The following is a 17,577-nucleotide window of genomic DNA, read 5'->3' on the forward strand; positions in this document are numbered from 1 at the left end:
GCTTCTTTTTGTCAGGTGTGTGTGATGGTCGTAATTAAGCGGTTTTTAGGCTTATGTGTTGTTGCCTCATTATCAGGTTGTTGGCATAGATAGCTTGCTCGGTCGACTCGTTCTTGCAGCGCGATAACGCTTTAATGGCACTGCGATAACGCTTTAATGGCAGCGCGATTGCGTCGTGGAGGCGATTCGATAACATTTTTGTCGCGTTGTGTTGACGGCGGAAAGAGGAGAAAAACGATGTGAAGAGGGAGTAGTAGTGGTTCGGAGAGGTGTCAATGTGCCATTCTTAAACCCTAAAAGAGAGGGTGCAGAAATGTTAAATTCTGGAAATATTTTTTGACAGTTCGCAATATGAGGTCTTGCCTATGCCATGTAAACTGAGGGTGTCAGGATTAGTATAAGCTCTTCCGCTTTTCACCTCTCACGTAGCCCACGATGCCGAGAAGGATAGCAATGACAGACAGTAGGGTGAGCCAGTTGTATCGTGTCAGATTCGTAAAATAGAAGATCGCAAGCAGCAATACGCCGCCATAGACGAGGGGCAGGCCCATGTGCTGACTTGCTTTGTCAGTAAGGCGCCGGATGGTTGCCCATGACATTCTCAAATAGTTGTATAGCTTGCGCATGATGATGATACTTTCGGTGTTGCGGGTGCAAACTTACATAAAATTTTCCAATTATACACCGGTTGGATAAAGAAAATGGTTTTTTCTTTAGAGGAAAAGTACAAAGAAAAGCGTGTCTGAGGCAACAATGAATGTTAAAAATAGAGGAAAAGAAAGAGTAGGGCATTGGTTTACAGATAAAAAAGCGTACCTTTGCACCCGCATTTTTGCAAAATAACATTTATTTATTCATTTCAAAGTAGTATGAATCAATACGAGACCGTTTTCATTTTGACTCCCGTTTTGTCTGATGAACAGATGAAGGAAACGGCCGCTAAGTTCAAGAAACTGCTCACCGACAATGGTGCTGAGATTCTGAATGAAGAGGCCTGGGGACTGAAGAAGATGGCTTATGCCATTGAGAAGAAATCGACAGGCTTCTACTGCCTGCTTGAGTACAAGGTAGAGCCCACAGTAATCGACACCCTTGAGACCGGCTTCCGCCGCGACGAGAAGGTAATCCGTTTCATGACCGTTAAGCTCGACAAGTATGCTGCTGCTTATGCAGAGAAGCGTCGCGCTAAATGGGCTAAAAAGTTGGAGGCATAATCATGGCAGAGCAGAAGAATACACGTGCAAACAACAGTGAGATTCGTTATCTCACCGCACCTTCCATTGATACAAGGAAGAAGAAGTATTGCCGTTTCAAGAAGAGCGGCATCAAGTACATTGACTACAAGGATCCTGAGTTCCTCAAGAAGTTCCTCAACGAGCAGGGTAAGATTCTTCCCCGCCGCATCACAGGCACTTCACTGAAGTATCAGCGTCGCGTGGCACAGGCTGTGAAGCGTGCCCGTCAGATTGCACTGCTTCCATTCGTAACCGATCTGTTGAAGTAATTAGAAGGAGGCTAAGACATGGAAATTATACTGAAAGAAGATATCATTGGTCTTGGATACAAGAACGAGATTGTGAACGTCAAGAGCGGCTATGGCCGCAACTATCTCATCCCCACCGGCAAGGGCGTCATTGCTTCTGAGAGTGCCAAGAAGATGCTGGCTGAAGACCTGAGGCAGCAGGCCAGCAAGCTCGCCACACAGAAGGCCGAGGCTGAGAAGCGCGCCGAGCAGCTGAAGGATGTCGCCGTGACTGTCACTGCCAAGGTGGCTGTTACTGGTCATCTCTATGGCTCTGTAGGTCCTGCTAAGGTGGCTGAAGAGTTGGCCAAACTCGGTATTGAGATTGACCGTAAGATCATCACCATGCGTGAGGTACGCAAGGTGGGAGAGTTTGAGGCTACAGTTCACTTCTACAAGGACGTGGAAGTGAAGGTGCCCGTAAAGGTCGTGGCTGAGAACCAGCCTGCTCCTAAGACGGCTGAGGCTCCCAAGGTTGAAGAGGCTGCTGAGGCTAAGGCTCCCGTAGAGGAGGCAAAGGCTGAGGAAGTGGCTCCTACTGCTGAGTAAGAAGCATATTATTCTTGCACTGTAAAGCATCAACAATACGAGGTCCCATTCGCTGCAAGGTGGATGGGATTTTTTATGTTTGTTTTGCATGAAAAGGGGCAGATGTCTCGATATTTTTTGTTAACTTTGCAAGATATAAAAAACAATTTTTAAGAAGACAATTATTAACATGAAAGCATTTGTATTCCCCGGACAAGGCTCACAGTTTGTGGGTATGGGCAAAGATTTGTATGAGAACAACGCTTTGGCAAAGGAGCTCTTTGACAAGGCCAATGAGATACTCGGTTTTAAGATTACGGATATCATGTTCGCCGGTACCGATGAGCAGCTCAAGGAAACGAAGGTAACTCAGCCTGCCGTCTTCCTTCACAGTGTCATCTCTGCCCTTTGCCTGGGCGATGGTTTTCAGCCCTCTATGGTGGCAGGTCACTCGCTTGGCGAGTTTTCTGCTCTTGTGGCCAGCGGCGCATTGAGCTTTAAGGATGGTCTGCGGCTTGTCGCAGCGCGTGCCAATGCCATGCAGAAGGCCTGCGAGAAGAACCCCGGTACGATGGCTGCCATTATCGCGTTGCCCGACGAGACCGTTGAGGAGATCTGCGCTGAGGTGAGCAAGGAAGGTAAGACCGTGGTGGCAGCAAACTATAACTGTCCTGGTCAGCTCGTCATTTCTGGCGACAAGGAGGCCATTGCTGAGGCCTGTGAGAGGCTGAAAGCTGCTGGTGCCAAGCGTGCGCTGCCGCTGGCTGTAGGCGGTGCATTCCACTCTCCGCTCATGCAGCCTGCCAAGGAAGAGCTGCAGGAAGCCATCGAGAAAACGCAGTTTGCAGCGCCTAAGTGCCCTGTCTATCAGAATGTCGATGCCAAGCCGCATACTGATGCCGAGGAAATTAAGGCCAACCTCATTGCGCAGCTCACAAGTCCCGTACGCTGGACAAAGAGCGTGCAGAACATGATTGCTGACGGCGCTGACGACTTCACAGAGTGCGGACCTGGCAAGGCACTGCAGGGTATGATCCGTCGCATCGACAAGGCTGTCGCCGCTCACGGAATAGAATAATTCTTTTTGAGAAATTCAGGAGGTAATAGTTCTGATCTTCTGAAAAAGAACATGAATAAGAAAATCGTCATTTACCAAGTCTTCACACGCCTTTTTGGCAATCGTAATTCTATTTGTAAGAAAAATGGTACGCTGGCTGAAAACGGAGTGGGGAAGATGAACGACTTTGATATTGTCCGCCTAAGAAAGATTCATGACATGGGTTTTACGCACGTGTGGTTTACGGGCGTGATTCGCCATGCCACGACGACGGACTATTCCCAATACGGCATTCCCCGTCAGCATCCGTGTGTGGTCAAGGGAAAGGCGGGCTCTCCCTATGCGATAACTGACTATTATGATATTGACCCGGACATCGCGGTCAATGTACCCGACCGCATGCTGGAGTTTGACGAGCTGGTGGACCGCACACATTTGGCCGGCATGAAAGTTATAATCGACTTTGTGCCTAACCATGTGGCGCGCGAATACCACAGCATCCATCTGCCGGAAGGCATACGTGATTTGGGAGCCGACGATGATACGAACAAACATTTCGATTCCCAAAACAATTTCTATTACTGTCCTGGGCATCCATTTGTGAGTCCGGTGGAGGCACAGCAAGGGGAGGAGCCCTATATAGAGAATCCGGCAAAGTGCACGGGCAATGACAAGTTCAATGCTGAGCCGGGGGTTTATGACTGGTACGAGACCGTGAAACTGAACTACGGTGTCGACTATTGCGATGCCGGAGGACGGAGTTACCACTTCAATCCCATTCCTAATACATGGAAGAAAATGACCGATATCCTGCTCTTTTGGGCTTCGAAGGGTATCGACGGTTTCCGTTGCGACATGGCAGAGATGGTGCCTTCCGCTTTCTGGGCTTATGCGACGGCCATCGTCAAAGAGCGTTTCCCACATATCATCTTTATCGGTGAGGTGTATGACACTTGTCAGTACCGTACTTACGTGGAATCAGGCTTCGACTATCTATATGACAAGGTGGGTATGTACGATTGCCTCCATGATGTGGTTTGTGAGCGTCGTCCGGCCAACAGCATTACATGGTGTTGGCAAAGCACAGACGGCATCAAGGACCATATGCTTTATTTCCTTGAGAACCATGATGAACAACGCATTGCCAGCGATTTCTATTGTGGAGACGGAGCAAAGGCAGTCCCTGCCCTTGTCGTAGCAGCATTGCTGCAGAAGAACCCCTTCATGGTCTATTTTGGACAGGAGTTGGGCGAGCGCGGTATGGATGCTGAAGGATTCTCAGGTGTCGACGGCCGTACCACTATCTTCGATTATTGGACGGTCGATTCGGTGAGGCGCGCTTTCTTTACGCCTAATGGTCTTACTGATAAAGAAAGGAGTCTGCAGAAAACTTACCGCGAAGTGCTGCGAATAGCCAACCATGAGAAGGCCGTAAGGGAGGGCGATTGCTTCGATCTGATGTACGTCAACACGCATACGTGGCAGTTTAATCCCCGATCGCAGTATGCTTTCATCCGTAAGAAAGACGATGAAGTACTCCTGATAGTCGTCAATTTCTCCCGTCCGGAGGTGCATATATCTGTAGTGATCCCCACTCACGCCTTTGATTTCCTTGGCCTGCCTGAACGTGATGTTGTGGCTTCCGACCTGCTCACTGGCGAGAAAGTGGAGCTGTCTTTAAAGAGAGACGGGGCTGTAGCCATGACATTGTTGCCTTATGGAGCAAAGATTCTTAAATTCAACATAAAGATGAAAGATGACGCTTATGCCCTCAACGAGCATGCGAAGAATGAGTTCCCGCCTGCCCATACCGCTGAACACCTGCTTAATCAGTTGATGATCCGTATGTTTGGCTGTGAGCGTTCACGCAATGCCCATATTGAGCGAAAGAAGAGCAAGATAAGCTATGTGCTTGACCATAAACCGTCACGTCAGGAAGAGAAGGCCATTGAGGATGAGATGAATCGCTTGATCAGTGCGGACATGCCTGTGACTTATGAAACGGTAGATCGTCAGCATTTGCCGGAGGGAATCTCGCTTGACCGCTTGCCTAAGGATGCATCCGAGTCTATCCGCATTGTGCGGATTGGAGACTACGATGTCTGTCCGTGTATCGGCAAGCATGTGCGCTCCACCTCGCAGATTGGTAAGTTCGTGCTCCTTGGTACCAACTGGGATGAGCCTACGCATACGTTCCGTATACGGTTCAAAGTTATACCATAATATACAGTGTGGGTGGCCGGTACAAGACCGGCCACTGCACTTTATTCTTCTCTGTAACTGTTAGGCGTCATCCCCGTGTTTCTTTTGAAATATTGGCAAAAGAAACTGACATTGGGGAAATGTAGAGCATCAGCTATCTGGGCTACCGTCTTGTCTTCATGCCGCAGCATGATCTTAGCCGTAATCACTAACGCCTTGTCTATCCATTGTTTAGCCGTTATCCCACTCACTTCCTTCACTACTGAACAAAGATAGCGGTCTGTAATGCAGAGTTTTGAAGCATAGAAGTCAAGCATGTGCTCCTGCCTGCAATGCTTATTGACTAACTGGATAAAGTTGTTGTAGATAATCTGTTTGTGGCTGAGATGAGTAGGCCTTTGCGTTGTCGTCGATTTGAACTGCTGTTCATACACTTTTATCACAGCCTTTATCAGACAGTTGCAAACACCTATTAACTCTTTCTCCTTGGATGTTTGCCAAAGCAAGTCGAAGAGTTGTCGAAGCAGTTCTATTTTGTCATCCGTTAAATCCGTTATACCGTCCATCTGTGTTCCATCGAGGAATTCGGGAAGATGCTTCCCGAATATCTCATACATCATCTCTCGTGAGACTGCCATTCCCGTAATAACCGTTTGTTGATTGTTTGACTTCGGTCGGACAATTGTACCCGGTGTGATGAAAGTTATTTGATTCTTTGTGATGCAATGCTCTATCAGATTTACGTTTCCTGTCAGTTGACCTTCTATAATCCATCCAAAACGATAATCTCCGATAAGGTAGGGCTGTTGTCGCTTACCTAAGACGTCAAACAAATCAGGGATGGCATATACCATGGCAAAATTATCAGAGACGGTTGATCTCTCATTGATCTTTCCATTCTTGATAAGATCCATCATGACCAAGAAGGTCAATTGCTGGGGTCTTTTGTGCTTCTTTTCCATCACTTATATTCTATAATTGAATGCAAAAGTAATGGATTTGGCTGTGAAATATGCTATTATCCTCAAAAATATGAAGAATCGAATATATCATCGGATAGAAGCATAATAAGTAAAAGCAGTTTTCCTCGTAATTTTGCACGTGAAATTTAGAACATTAAATACATATCGATAATATGCTGTTCAAAAAACTATTATTTTTCGTTTTGATTGGCATCAGCACTGAGGTTTCAGCACAAAGCGTGACCCTCGACAGTTGCAAGCAATGGGCCCACGATAACTATCCGGCTATTAAACAATATCGTCTGATCGAGGCGGGCCGTGACTATACGGTGGATAATGCCCGGAAAAATTGGTTGCCACAGGTCAGTGCTACTGCTTCAGGTATAGCAATGACGGATATCCTGTCTTTGCCTTCTCAGCTGAAGGCTGCGGGTATGGATGCCAATCTGAAAAACGCGACGGCTGCGGGTGTTGTCAATGTTCAACAACGTGTCTATGACGGAGGCAGCACGAAAGCGCAGCAGTGTCTTACCCAAGCTCAGGCAGACGTACAAGCGCGTCAGTTGGATGTCACCATGTATGATATCAATCAGCGTGTAGAACAACTCTACTTCGGCGTCCTCACCATGGAAGAACAGTTGCGCCAGAACAGTCTGCTACAGCAGGATCTTTCTATTAGTGAGAAAACGGTGAGAAGCATGCTTCGTACGGGAACAGCTAATCCCACGGATCTCGATGCTGTGCTTGTGGAGGAAGTGAAGGCCCGGCAACAGCAGGAGGCTATGAATTCTTCCCGTATGGCCTATCTGAACATGCTCTCAACATTTGTTGGCCGTACATTAAACAGTAGCACGACTTTTGTGCGTCCTGCCTCATTGACAACCGAAACATGGAATGAACAGAATGTGCAGCGGCCTGAGCTCTCCCTTTATGAAGCTCGTAGAAACGTACTGGATGCTCAGCGTAAGCAACTCGATGCCCGGCTGAAACCACAGGTGAGTGCTTTTGGCATGGGGATATATCATACGAGGATGAGTGACCTGATACATAATGGCATGCTTTTGGGCGGTCTTACGGTGTCATGGAATATCGGAGCACTCTATACCCGCAAAAATGACCTGGCACAACTTGATAACCAGCGACAGCAGATAGAGGCTGAGCGTGCCACCTTCCTGTATAATCTTCATTTGCAGGACCAACAGGCAGATGGCTCTGTCAGCAGTCTGCGAAAACAGATCACACAGGACGATGAGATCGTCAGACTACGTGAGAGCATTCGGAGCAAGAGCGAGAAGAAGGTACAACTCGGTACAGAGAGCATCAATGAGATGCTCCGTGATGTCAATGCCGTGAGCACGGCACGTCAACAGAAAGCCTTGCATGAGCTTCAGTTGCTTCAAGTGATATATGAGAAGGAAAACAATTTAGGAAAATAGCATAGAGGAATATGAAAGATATCATTACAATTATGACTGTTGTTCTCACGCTCTGCGCGTGCGGCAGTGATCAATCAACAGAGGATGCAACGGGTACTTTCGAGGCTACGGAGGTAACAGTGTCGGCAGAGCAGAATGGCCGGTTGTTACAATGGAATGTAGAAGACGGATCCCGGTTGACAGCTGGTACTCAGGTGGGATTGATCGATACTGTCCAGTTGGCATTGAAGGCTCGCCAGATAGGAGCTACAAGGCTCGTCTATACGGCTCAGCGCCCGGATATCTCCGCGCAGGTGGCTGTCATTCAGCAACAGCTGCGTAAGGCAGAGCAGGACGAAGCTCGATATGCTGCGCTTGTGCGCGATGGGGCTGCAAACCGGAAGTTACTGGATGATGCCCGTTCACAAGTGTTGGTGCTCAAACGGCAGTTGGCTGCTCAGCAGTCGACCTTAGGCAACAGTAGCCGTACCATTGATGCACAAGTTGGTACGGCGGATGCTGAGAAATATATTGTAGCCGATCAGCTGCGCAAATGTCATGTCATGTCTCCCATTAGTGGAACCGTGTTGGAGAACTATGTGGAGTCAGGCGAATATGCTACGGTGGGCAGGCCTCTGTTCAAGATGGCTGACATGGATCGTGTCTTTCTCCGTGCTTATCTCACTTCATTTCAGTTGAAGGATGTCAAACTTGGTCAACAAGTCATTGTCTATACTGATTATGGCAATGGTCAGCGACGTAAATATAAAGGACAGATCGTGTGGATCTCTGAGTCGTCAGAGTTTACGCCTAAGACGATACTTACCGATGATGAGCGTGCCGATCTGGTCTATGCTGTGAAGATTGCCGTGAAGAATGATGGTTATATCAGGTTGGGCATGTATGGCGAAGTGAAGTTATGAGCAAGAACATTCTTGTAGATATCAATGATGTCTCCAAGCGCTATGGTAAGGTGCAGGCTTTGAGCCATGTGTCGTTGCAGATAGGAGAGGGAGAGATCTTCGGTCTCATAGGTCCGGATGGTGCCGGCAAGACCTCACTATTTCGTATCATCGCTACATTACTCAAGCCTAATAAAGGTACGGTGACTGTTAGTGGCTACGACACGGTACATGAGATGACGGCGATCCGTAATATGACCGGTTATATGCCGGGAAAGTTCTCGTTGTATCAAGACCTTACAGTGGAGGAGAACCTGAACTTCTTTGCTACACTCTTCGGTACGACAGTGGAAGCAGAGTACGACAATATCAAAGACATATACAGTCAGATAGAGCCTTTCAAAACCCGTAAGGCGGGAGCACTGTCAGGTGGCATGAAACAGAAACTTGCACTCTCCTGTGCTTTAGTTCACCGTCCTAAGCTGTTGCTGCTCGATGAGCCGACGACAGGTGTCGACCCTGTGTCGCGCAAAGAGTTGTGGACGATGCTCTCTTCACTTCGTGAGAAAGGAATAACGGTCATAGCAGCTACCCCCTATCTCGATGAGATACGGCGGTGTGACCGTGTGGCTTTCCTTTCGCAAAGTGAGGTAAAAGGTATAGGAAGTGCGGATGCGATCCTCGATGAGTTCAAGGATATCTTCTGTCCACAAGGACTGCCACACAATAGGAAAACACAGGAGAGTAGGGCAGAGCCCGTTATCGAAGTGAGCCATTTAGTGAAAGCCTTCGGTAGTTTCCATGCCGTCGATGACATCTCTTTCGAGGTGATGCCCGGTGAGATCTTTGGCTTCCTCGGAGCCAATGGTGCCGGAAAGACGACAGCCATGCACATACTGACAGGATTGAACCAGCCTACGAGCGGTCATGGAAAGGTCGCGGGCTTCGATATCTCAACGCAGTATGAGCAGATAAAACGAAATATTGGCTATATGTGTCAGAAGTTCTCGTTATACAATGACCTGACCGTCAAGGAAAACCTGCAGCTTTTCGGAGGTATCTATGGCATGAGCGATAAGCAGATAAAAGAAGAGACTACAAAACTCTTGTCGCGGCTGCACTTTGAAGAGCATGCCAATGATCTCGTGGGCTCTCTGCCGCTGGGTTGGAAGCAGAAACTTGCCTTCTCGGTGAGTATCTTCCATCATCCGAAACTCGTCTTTCTTGATGAGCCTACAGGCGGTGTGGACCCTGCAACACGACGGCAGTTCTGGGATCTTATCTATGAGGCGGCAAATGAGGGGATTACTGTTTTCGTCACGACTCATTATATGGACGAGGCTGAATACTGTGACCGTATCTCTATCATGGTGGATGGTAAGATTAAAGCTATCGGTACGCCCGCCCGTCTCAAAGAGCAGTTCCATATGTCCGATATGGACCAGGTGTTTACGTATCTCGCCCGTCAGGGAAAGAGAAACGGTTAACGAATTAAAGACATGAAGACATTTATCGCTTTTATAATAAAGGAGACACGGCATATTCTCCGCGACCGCCGTACGTTGCTCATTCTCTTCGGCATGCCGATAGTGATGATTTTGCTTTTCGGCTTTGCCATCAGTAATGATGTGCGCAATGTGCGGACGGTAGTGGTGACTGCGTCTATGGACAATGCCACGCGCCCATTGGTCCATGCCATTGAGGCTTCACAATATTTTGAGATTGAGGCTACTGCACCATCTACAGTTGCTGCAGAGCGACTTATGCGTGATCAGAAAGCTGACCTCATCGTGGCTTTCTCACCCGACTTTGCCAGTCATATCCCGGACCGAAGCGCTTCTGTTCAGCTTATCACCGACGGCAGTGACCCGAATATGGCGCAGCAGTATGTGAGCTATGCCCGACAGATTATCACGCAGCATCTGATGAGTGATCTCGGAGTCAGCACGCCCTCATTGGTCTCCATCAAGCTGCTCTATAACCCGCAGATGAAGAGCGCTTACAACTTTGTGCCGGGCATCATGGGTATGTTGCTGTTCCTCATTGGTGCCATGATGACATCGATCAGCATTGTGCGAGAGAAGGAACGGGGGACTATGGAGGTTCTGCTTGTCAGTCCGGTGCGCCCGTTGATGATTATCATTGCCAAGGCTGTGCCTTATATCGTATTATCCCTTGTTATCCTGACATCAATCCTTCTCTTGTCGCGTTATGTGCTGATGGTGCCGTTGTCGGGAAGTATCGTGTGGATTTATCTTGTATCCCTGATGTATATTTTCCTTGCCTTGAGCCTCGGATTACTTATCTCTACGGTTGCCAAGACACAGTTGGTAGCATTGCTCATGTCTGCAATGATGTTGCTCATGCCTTGTCTGATGCTCTCGGGAATGATATTCCCTATAGAGAGTATGCCGGAGATCCTGCAGTGGATCTGTGCTGTGATGCCACCGCGCTACTATGTCAGTGCTATGCGGAAGCTAATGATCATGGGTGTGGGACTGCAGCAAGTGATGCATGAACTTGTCATTCTCACAGTGATGACCGTCGTACTTTTAGGTGTTGCGCTCACCAATTTCAAGACAAGACTGGAATAGTCGTTAAAACGAAAGAATTATGATACTGAAATATCTTTTGCGTAAAGAGTTCACACAGATCAGGCGCAATTCGTTTTTGCCGCGATTAATCGTGGTATACCCTATAATCATCACGTGCGTGATGCCTTGGGTGATGAACATGGAGGTGAAGAATATCAAGGTGGATGTCGTTGACAATGACCGTTCGGTAGAGTCGCAGCGTCTTGTCCATCATATCGAACACTCGCCTTATTTTCATTTTGGTGGTCAGAAGGCGAGTTATGATGAAGCACTGAAAGATATTGAGTGTAGTGACGCTGATGTAATAACTGTGATACCGCCCCATTATGCGAAGAATCTTGTATTGGGACAGAAAGCGAGCGTGCTGATTGCAGCCAATGCTGTCAATGGACAGAAGGGGGGGCTCGGTTCTTCCTATCTCTCCAATATTGTAGCGGCAAATCTTTCGGATGCTTCCACTAGCGAATCTGTCATCAATGCGTTCAAGGCCTCTTCCCGACAGGTATCCGAACTCTATCTTTACAACAAACGACTGGACTATAAACTCTTTATGGTTCCTGCATTGATAGGCATGGTGATGATGATGCTTTGCGGCTTTCTCCCGGCATTGAATATTGTGGGAGAGAAGGAAGCAGGGACGATAGAGCAGATAAATGTCACACCTGTGAGTAAGATGGACTTCATCCTTGCCAAACTCATTCCTTACTGGGTCATTGGACTGTTGGTGATGACAGTCTGTCTGTTTGTTGCCTGGGCGACGTATGGCTTCATGTCTGCTGGTTCTGTCGGATGGGTCTATCTGTTAGCTGTTCTGCTTGCTTTTATCTTCAGTGGTATAGGCTTGATAGTGTCCAATTACAACGATACGATGCAGCAGGCCATCTTCATCATGTGGTTCATCGTGGTCTGTTTCAACCTACTGAGCGGCTTGTTTACACCGGTACGTAGTATGCCCGACTGGGCTCAGCACATCACGATTATCAATCCTATGCGATGCTTCATGGATGCCATCCGTACAGTTTATGTGAGAGGAGGAGACTTCTCATCCATCCGTCAACAAGTGCTCATTCTTTCTGTCTTTGCTATTGGCATGGATACGTGGGCAGTATTAAGCTATAAGAAGAACGGGAAATAATAGGTATTAGCTGGAATAATAGAAAAAGAAAAGCCGTAAAATGCTAAGTGCACTACGGCTTTTCTTTTATTTTGCTTCGTTCTCTTCCTTCATGTCTATGAACTCACCTTGGTCGTCATAGAACTCGTATTGAAGGAAAGCGAGTTTCTGAGAAGAGTAGACATGTACTCCAAATCCATACTTCATCTGCCACTTGCGCTTGAGACTCACAATACCTTGATTGATATAAGCCGCAACGTAGGGGTGAACATAGAGATAGAACTTCTTGATGCCTATCTTGTTGACGAGCTGGTCAATTTTTCTCTCTAATTGATCCGTGAACAGAAAACTTGAGCGGATCTTTCCTGTGCCACCACATGTAGGACATTCCTCCTCCACATTGACATCCATCGCCGGTCTTACGCGTTGTCGGGTGATCTGCATCAGTCCAAACTTACTCAGTGGCAAGATGTTGTGGCGTGCACGATCTTTCTGCATATCCTTGCACATACGCTCATAGAGCATCTGACGGTCCTCGGCAAGGTTCATGTCGATAAAGTCCACTACGATGATACCTCCCATATCACGTAGTCTTAACTGTCGGGCGAGCTCATCGGCTGCACCGAGGTTGGTGTCAAGAGCCGTGCCTTCCTGTCCGTTTTGATTCTTCGACCTGTTGCCACTGTTGACATCTACCACATGCATGGCTTCGGTGTGCTCAATGATGAGGTAGGCGCCATGGGCATAGTTGACGGTCTTGCCAAAGCTGGACTTAATCTGCTTGGTAACATTAAAATTATCGAAGATAGGCACCTTTCCAGTGTAAGTCTTAACGATGTTTGCCTTTTCAGGGGCAATCAGCGTCACATAATCCTTGACCTCTTTACATATCTCTTCGTTGTTGACGTAGATATTCTCGTAAGTCGGATTGAAAAGATCACGAAGCATAGCCACTGCTCTGCCTGTCTCTTCGTAGATCAACTGTGGCCGTTGCTGCGTCTTCTGCACTTTCTCAATGGCGCTCTGCCATCTGCTGGTGAGTACTTTCAGTTCGGCGTCGAGCTCTGCCACTCTTTTTCCTTCCGCCACTGTGCGGACAATAACGCCGCAATTCTTTGGCTTGATGCTCTGGATGAGCTGTTTCAGTCTTGATTTCTCCTCTCCGCTCTTAATCTTTGACGAAACCGACACCTTATCTCCAAAGGGAATAAGCACAAGGAAGCGTCCGGCAAAGCTCAACTCTGAAGTCAGTCTTGGACCTTTTGTCGAGATGGGTTCTTTCACAATTTGCACAAGCACTTCCTGTCCTACTTTCAGCGTTTGCTGCACGCTTCCGTCTTTTTGCAGTTCTGGCAGGCGTGTTGCCTTCGCGAAGGGTACGGGGTGTTTTCTGTCGCTTTCTACTTGCTTGATATACTTTGCGTAGGAGTTAAATTGACTACCCAGATCAAGATAATGCAAGAAAGCATCTCGTTCATACCCCACATCCACAAAGCATGCGTTGAGCCCCGGCATGAGTTTCTTCACTTTGGCTACGTAGATGTTGCCTACCGAGTAATTGGCTGAGCGAGATTCATTCTGGTATTCCACCAGCCGTTTGTCCTCCAACAGAGCGATGGAGATCTCTTTGGGCTTGACATCGATAATTACTTCACTTGTCATTTCTGATGGTGTTTTTTCTCTTTGTTGTCTCTCCGACAACGTTCTCTTTCAATTAAAAAAGGGCAACCCCCTTAGGGCATGCCCCTTCCTGGAACTGTCGCTTGGGCTTACTTGCTCTTATGACGGTTCTTGCGCAATCTCTTTTTGCGCTTATGAGTAGCCATCTTGTGGCCCTTTTTCTTTTTACCGTTTGGCATAATTATAAAATTAAAATAATGTTGTGATAAAAAATGCTCTTTTTATGATTGCTCACCTTTCATCTCATCCACGAATATTTTAGCCGGCTTGAAGGCGGGGATGTCGTGGGCGGCAATGGTGATGGTCATATCCTTGCCAATATCGCGTGCAGTCTTTGAAGCGCGATGCTTGATGATGAAACTGCCGAACCCGCGGAGATAAACGTTTTCTTTCTTCTCGAGCATGGAGTGCTTAACGGTCTCCATGAAAGCTTCCACCACTACGGAAACTTCCTTCCGTTGCAAGCCTGTCTGTTCAGTAATCTCGTTGATGATATCTGCTTTTGTCATCTTGGTAAATATCTGATTTATATCTTGTTTATATTCAATCTGCTGTCAACACGTATTTTCGAGTTTGCAAAATTACTAATTATCTTGGTGATAACGAAAAGTTGCGGGCTGTTTTTTCTTTTTTTATATGTTTGGCAGGTTCTTACCTATCTTTCTTTGTAAGAACTTAGAGAGAATGATTCCTCTCCTGGTGTGTTGGATTATATCGTCATGGATTGCATTGAGGTCATTGAACATTTCGCAGGCGACGGTCTGGAAGGTGTTGGGCTTGCGTTGGCTTTTGTCTCCGGAAGGGTTGACCACTACTTTGATGCCTTTTGGCACGACGCTGATGTCAATGTCGGGACCCGTCATTACTGGTTCGCCGTCGAAATGGATGGGCCCTTCTGACGACCGGTGGATGTGCAGGTGCCGCGTGCGGAAGGTCTTGATGCGTGAGCTCTTGTCGAGTGTCTTGCTGAACATGTCGATGGCGATTTGTGGTGCCTCAAGAATGTCAAACGGCTCCATGATCACCACATCCATCAGTCCGTCGCTCATGCTGGCTTGAGGCGCAATGTACGCGTTGTTGCCATATTGCGAGGCATTGGCGCAGGTGACGAGGAGGGCTTTGTACTTGACGGTGTCCTCGTCGGTCGATATTTCATAGGTCTGCGGCTTGTACTTGAGCCCAGTCTCCAGTACTTGTTGCACGTATGTGATGGGACCACGCTTTCCGGCTTCAGCAAACTTGAAACTGATGAATGCGTCAAAGCCCATGCCGCAAGTACAAAAGAATTTGTGGCCGTTGATGATACAGTAGTCAAGGTCGTGGATCTTGCATTGGTTGATGATCTCGATGCTTTTCCTGATGTTGATAGGTATCAGGAGGTGGCGGGCCAATCCGTTACCCGATCCGCAAGGAATGATGGCCAGGGCAGTATTTGTGTTTGTGATGCCTCTTGCCACTTCGTTGACCGTGCCATCACCGCCGACGGCCACCACGACATCAATGCCATGCTGTGCGGCTTCATGGGAGAGCTCGGCGGCATGTCCAGCATATTGAGTCTCAATAATCTCGTAGCTGAATTTCGACTTATCGAGGTATTTGTTGATATAATCAGGAATGCCGGATTTCCCAACAGTGCCAGAGATAGGATTAATGATAAATTTGATGCTAATCATTGCTTTGTCGTTTGAGGAGCAAATATACTATTTTCTTCATTCAATGGGGACTTCTCATCCGATTTTTTTTGTTAATTTAGTGTTTTATTGGTCTTTTCTTATGGTTTAATAGGACTTTTTTGTAACTTTGCAACCTGTTCATTACAAATACAAAGCAATTTCTTCACCTATTATAAAATGGGACAGTTAACAGAAAGATACAAACATTATCGTGTGCCACAGCAGTACATGGAAGAGGGGGTTTACCCTTATTTCAGGGAGATTACGAGCAAGCAGGGCCCGGAGGTCATTATGGCCGGCCGCAAGATCCTGATGTTCGGGAGCAACGCTTATACAGGTCTCACAGGAGACCAGAGAATTATTGACGCCGGTAAGGCAGCTCTCGACAAGTACGGCTCTGGCTGTGCAGGTAGCCGTTTTCTCAATGGTACCCTTGATATTCATGTGCAGCTTGAAAAAGAGTTAGCTGAATATGAGCATAAGGATGCCGCTCTGTGCTTCTCTACAGGATTTTCGGTCAATTCCGGTGTGATACCTTCTGTCGTCGGGCGCGGCGACTACCTCATCTGTGATGACCGTGACCACGCTTCTATCGTGGACGGACGCCGGCTGAGTTTTGCCACACAGTTGCATTATAAGCATAACGACATGGCCGACCTGGAGCGCATTCTGGAGAAGCTTCCGCACGATGCCATCAAGCTGATTGTGGTAGACGGCGTGTTCTCTATGGAGGGCGATCTCGCGAAGCTCCCCGAGATCGTGGAGCTGAAGCATAAATATAACTGCTCTATCATGGTCGACGAGGCTCATGGTTTAGGCGTCTTCGGCGATCAGGGACGTGGCGTTTGCCATCATTTTGGCCTGCAGGACGACATCGACCTCATCATGGGAACCTTCTCTAAGAGTCTGGCTTCCATTGGTGGCTTCATTGCTTCCGACTGGGACACTATTAACTATCTACGCCATACTTCGCGTACCTATATCTTCTCTGCCAGCGACACTCCTGCCGCCACGGCATGCGCTCTGGAGGCCTTGCACATCATTCAGAACGAGCCTGAGCGTCGTCAGCGCCTGTGGGATGTGACCAATTATGCCTTGAAGCGCTTCCGTGAAGAGGGCTTCGAGATAGGCGAGACGGAGAGCCCTATCATTCCGCTTTATGTACGCGATGACAAGAAGACCTTCCTCGTCACCAAGTTAGCTTTTGATGCAGGAGTGTTCATCAACCCTGTCATTCCGCCTGCATGTGCGCCTCAAGACACACTTGTGCGTTTCGCTTTGATGGCTACCCATACCAAAGAGCAGGTTGAGCGCGGTGTGGTGGCTCTGAAGAAGATCTTCGTGGATCAGGGAATCATCAAATAAAGATTATTTTGAGAGTGGCAGACATCCGTTTATCAAACGGATCAAACTATTGTTCTTATGAAAAGGCTTTGCAGGGGCAACCTTTTAAATCCTTTTTTGTTGGTCTCCCTCTACACTGTAAAGGCGATGCGTTTACGGTGTTAACTCACTCAAAATTGGACTTTAATTGAATATCAGGAAGTTGGGCGTTTGCCTAAATAATATAAAGTAACAATATGGAAACGAGCGGACTTCTGCTCGTTTCTGTATTTTGCAATATACAAAGAACGCCTCAATTCGGGGACAAAAATACGATATTTTTCTAAATATCCCATAATTAGCTAGGAGAAACTTATGGAATTTAGAACTTTTTGCGTAAAATCTGATACTTACTAACACAATATATGCATCCAAAAATAAACAGCTGTATTTAGATATAGCTTATCCGAATACCTGCTGCCATAACGTTTGTCGCTGACGATGATTCTGACATCGGTTTTCATGTACTTTTGCAACACAAAGGTATTTGGTCCTTGTGTACACATTGTGGCTATAGCCATAAAATAGTTGCCATCTTCTCTATG

The 17,577-nt window shown here is 47.4% G+C and carries 16 protein-coding genes and 1 pseudogene; 11 read left to right on the forward strand and 6 right to left on the reverse strand.

Features of this window, described 5'->3' with window-relative positions:
- Positions 1-392: 392 nt before the first annotated feature.
- Positions 393-626, reverse strand: coding sequence for a hypothetical protein (locus PREMU_RS05570; protein ID WP_007573771.1), 234 nt, complete (start codon positions 624-626; stop codon positions 393-395).
- Positions 627-869: 243 nt separating this feature from the next.
- Here PREMU_RS05570 and rpsF point away from each other — a divergent pair, with 243 nt between their 5' ends.
- From rpsF to PREMU_RS05595, 5 genes are all read left to right on the forward strand, one after another.
- A complete protein-coding gene (gene rpsF, locus PREMU_RS05575) occupies positions 870-1,214 on the forward strand; it encodes a 30S ribosomal protein S6 (RefSeq protein ID WP_007573773.1) in 345 nt (114 codons plus the stop codon).
- A gap of 2 nt (positions 1,215-1,216) precedes the next feature.
- On the forward strand, positions 1,217-1,504 hold the full coding sequence (gene rpsR / locus PREMU_RS05580) for a 30S ribosomal protein S18 (RefSeq protein WP_007573775.1): 288 nt from the start codon (positions 1,217-1,219) through the stop codon (positions 1,502-1,504).
- A gap of 18 nt (positions 1,505-1,522) precedes the next feature.
- Entirely contained in the window at positions 1,523-2,071 is a 549-nt protein-coding gene (rplI, locus tag PREMU_RS05585; RefSeq protein ID WP_007573776.1) for a 50S ribosomal protein L9, read from the forward strand.
- A gap of 169 nt (positions 2,072-2,240) precedes the next feature.
- Positions 2,241-3,128 (forward strand): ACP S-malonyltransferase, encoded by an 888-nt coding sequence (fabD, locus tag PREMU_RS05590; RefSeq protein WP_007573778.1) that lies wholly within the window; start codon positions 2,241-2,243, stop codon positions 3,126-3,128.
- 51 nt (positions 3,129-3,179) lie between these two features.
- Positions 3,180-5,330: an alpha-amylase family glycosyl hydrolase gene (locus PREMU_RS05595; RefSeq protein ID WP_007573780.1), complete on the forward strand. Its 2,151-nt coding sequence runs from the start codon at positions 3,180-3,182 to the stop codon at positions 5,328-5,330.
- Between the two features lie 41 nt (positions 5,331-5,371).
- Here the strand turns inward: PREMU_RS05595 and PREMU_RS05600 are convergent, their stop codons facing one another.
- The gene (locus PREMU_RS05600) at positions 5,372-6,271 is read right to left on the reverse strand and encodes a helix-turn-helix domain-containing protein (protein WP_007573782.1); all 900 of its coding nucleotides are present in this window, start codon (positions 6,269-6,271) and stop codon (positions 5,372-5,374) included.
- Positions 6,272-6,444: 173 nt separating this feature from the next.
- On the opposite strand from PREMU_RS05600, the gene PREMU_RS05605 reads away from it, so the two are divergent.
- Genes PREMU_RS05605 through PREMU_RS05625 form a run of 5 tightly spaced genes read left to right on the forward strand, consistent with a single transcriptional unit; the run spans position 6,445 to position 12,317 of the window.
- Positions 6,445-7,707, forward strand: a complete 1,263-nt coding sequence (locus PREMU_RS05605; protein WP_007573784.1) for a TolC family protein — start codon at positions 6,445-6,447, stop codon at positions 7,705-7,707.
- An 11-nt stretch (positions 7,708-7,718) separates the two neighbouring features.
- Positions 7,719-8,609 (forward strand): HlyD family secretion protein, encoded by an 891-nt coding sequence (locus PREMU_RS05610; RefSeq protein WP_007573785.1) that lies wholly within the window; start codon positions 7,719-7,721, stop codon positions 8,607-8,609.
- Positions 8,606-10,075: an ATP-binding cassette domain-containing protein gene (locus PREMU_RS05615; RefSeq protein ID WP_007573786.1), complete on the forward strand. Its 1,470-nt coding sequence runs from the start codon at positions 8,606-8,608 to the stop codon at positions 10,073-10,075. The genes PREMU_RS05610 and PREMU_RS05615 overlap by 4 nt, the downstream gene beginning before the upstream one ends.
- A gap of 12 nt (positions 10,076-10,087) precedes the next feature.
- On the forward strand, positions 10,088-11,182 hold the full coding sequence (locus PREMU_RS05620; RefSeq protein ID WP_007573787.1) for an ABC transporter permease: 1,095 nt from the start codon (positions 10,088-10,090) through the stop codon (positions 11,180-11,182).
- A gap of 19 nt (positions 11,183-11,201) precedes the next feature.
- Positions 11,202-12,317, forward strand: a complete 1,116-nt coding sequence (locus PREMU_RS05625; RefSeq protein ID WP_007573788.1) for an ABC transporter permease — start codon at positions 11,202-11,204, stop codon at positions 12,315-12,317.
- 66 nt (positions 12,318-12,383) lie between these two features.
- Here PREMU_RS05625 and PREMU_RS05630 read toward each other — a convergent pair whose 3' ends face one another.
- From PREMU_RS05630 to PREMU_RS05640, 3 genes are all read right to left on the reverse strand, one after another.
- Positions 12,384-13,958, reverse strand: a complete 1,575-nt coding sequence (locus tag PREMU_RS05630) for an Rne/Rng family ribonuclease (protein ID WP_007573789.1) — start codon at positions 13,956-13,958, stop codon at positions 12,384-12,386.
- A gap of 239 nt (positions 13,959-14,197) precedes the next feature.
- Positions 14,198-14,485 carry an HU family DNA-binding protein gene (locus PREMU_RS05635; protein ID WP_007573790.1) on the reverse strand — a complete coding sequence of 96 codons (288 nt, stop codon included), beginning with the start codon at positions 14,483-14,485 and terminating at the stop codon, positions 14,198-14,200.
- 123 nt (positions 14,486-14,608) lie between these two features.
- The gene (locus PREMU_RS05640; protein ID WP_007573792.1) at positions 14,609-15,649 is read right to left on the reverse strand and encodes a diacylglycerol/lipid kinase family protein; all 1,041 of its coding nucleotides are present in this window, start codon (positions 15,647-15,649) and stop codon (positions 14,609-14,611) included.
- 177 nt (positions 15,650-15,826) lie between these two features.
- Here PREMU_RS05640 and spt point away from each other — a divergent pair, with 177 nt between their 5' ends.
- Entirely contained in the window at positions 15,827-17,014 is a 1,188-nt protein-coding gene (gene spt, locus PREMU_RS05645) for a serine palmitoyltransferase (RefSeq protein ID WP_007573794.1), read from the forward strand.
- A gap of 371 nt (positions 17,015-17,385) precedes the next feature.
- On the opposite strand, the pseudogene PREMU_RS15375 reads toward spt, so the two are convergent.
- Positions 17,386-17,577 (reverse strand): annotated as a pseudogene (locus PREMU_RS15375) (hypothetical protein); the annotation flags it as partial.

The organism is Hallella multisaccharivorax DSM 17128, assembly GCF_000218235.1.
Taxonomy (GTDB): Bacteria; Bacteroidota; Bacteroidia; order Bacteroidales; family Bacteroidaceae; genus Prevotella; species Prevotella multisaccharivorax.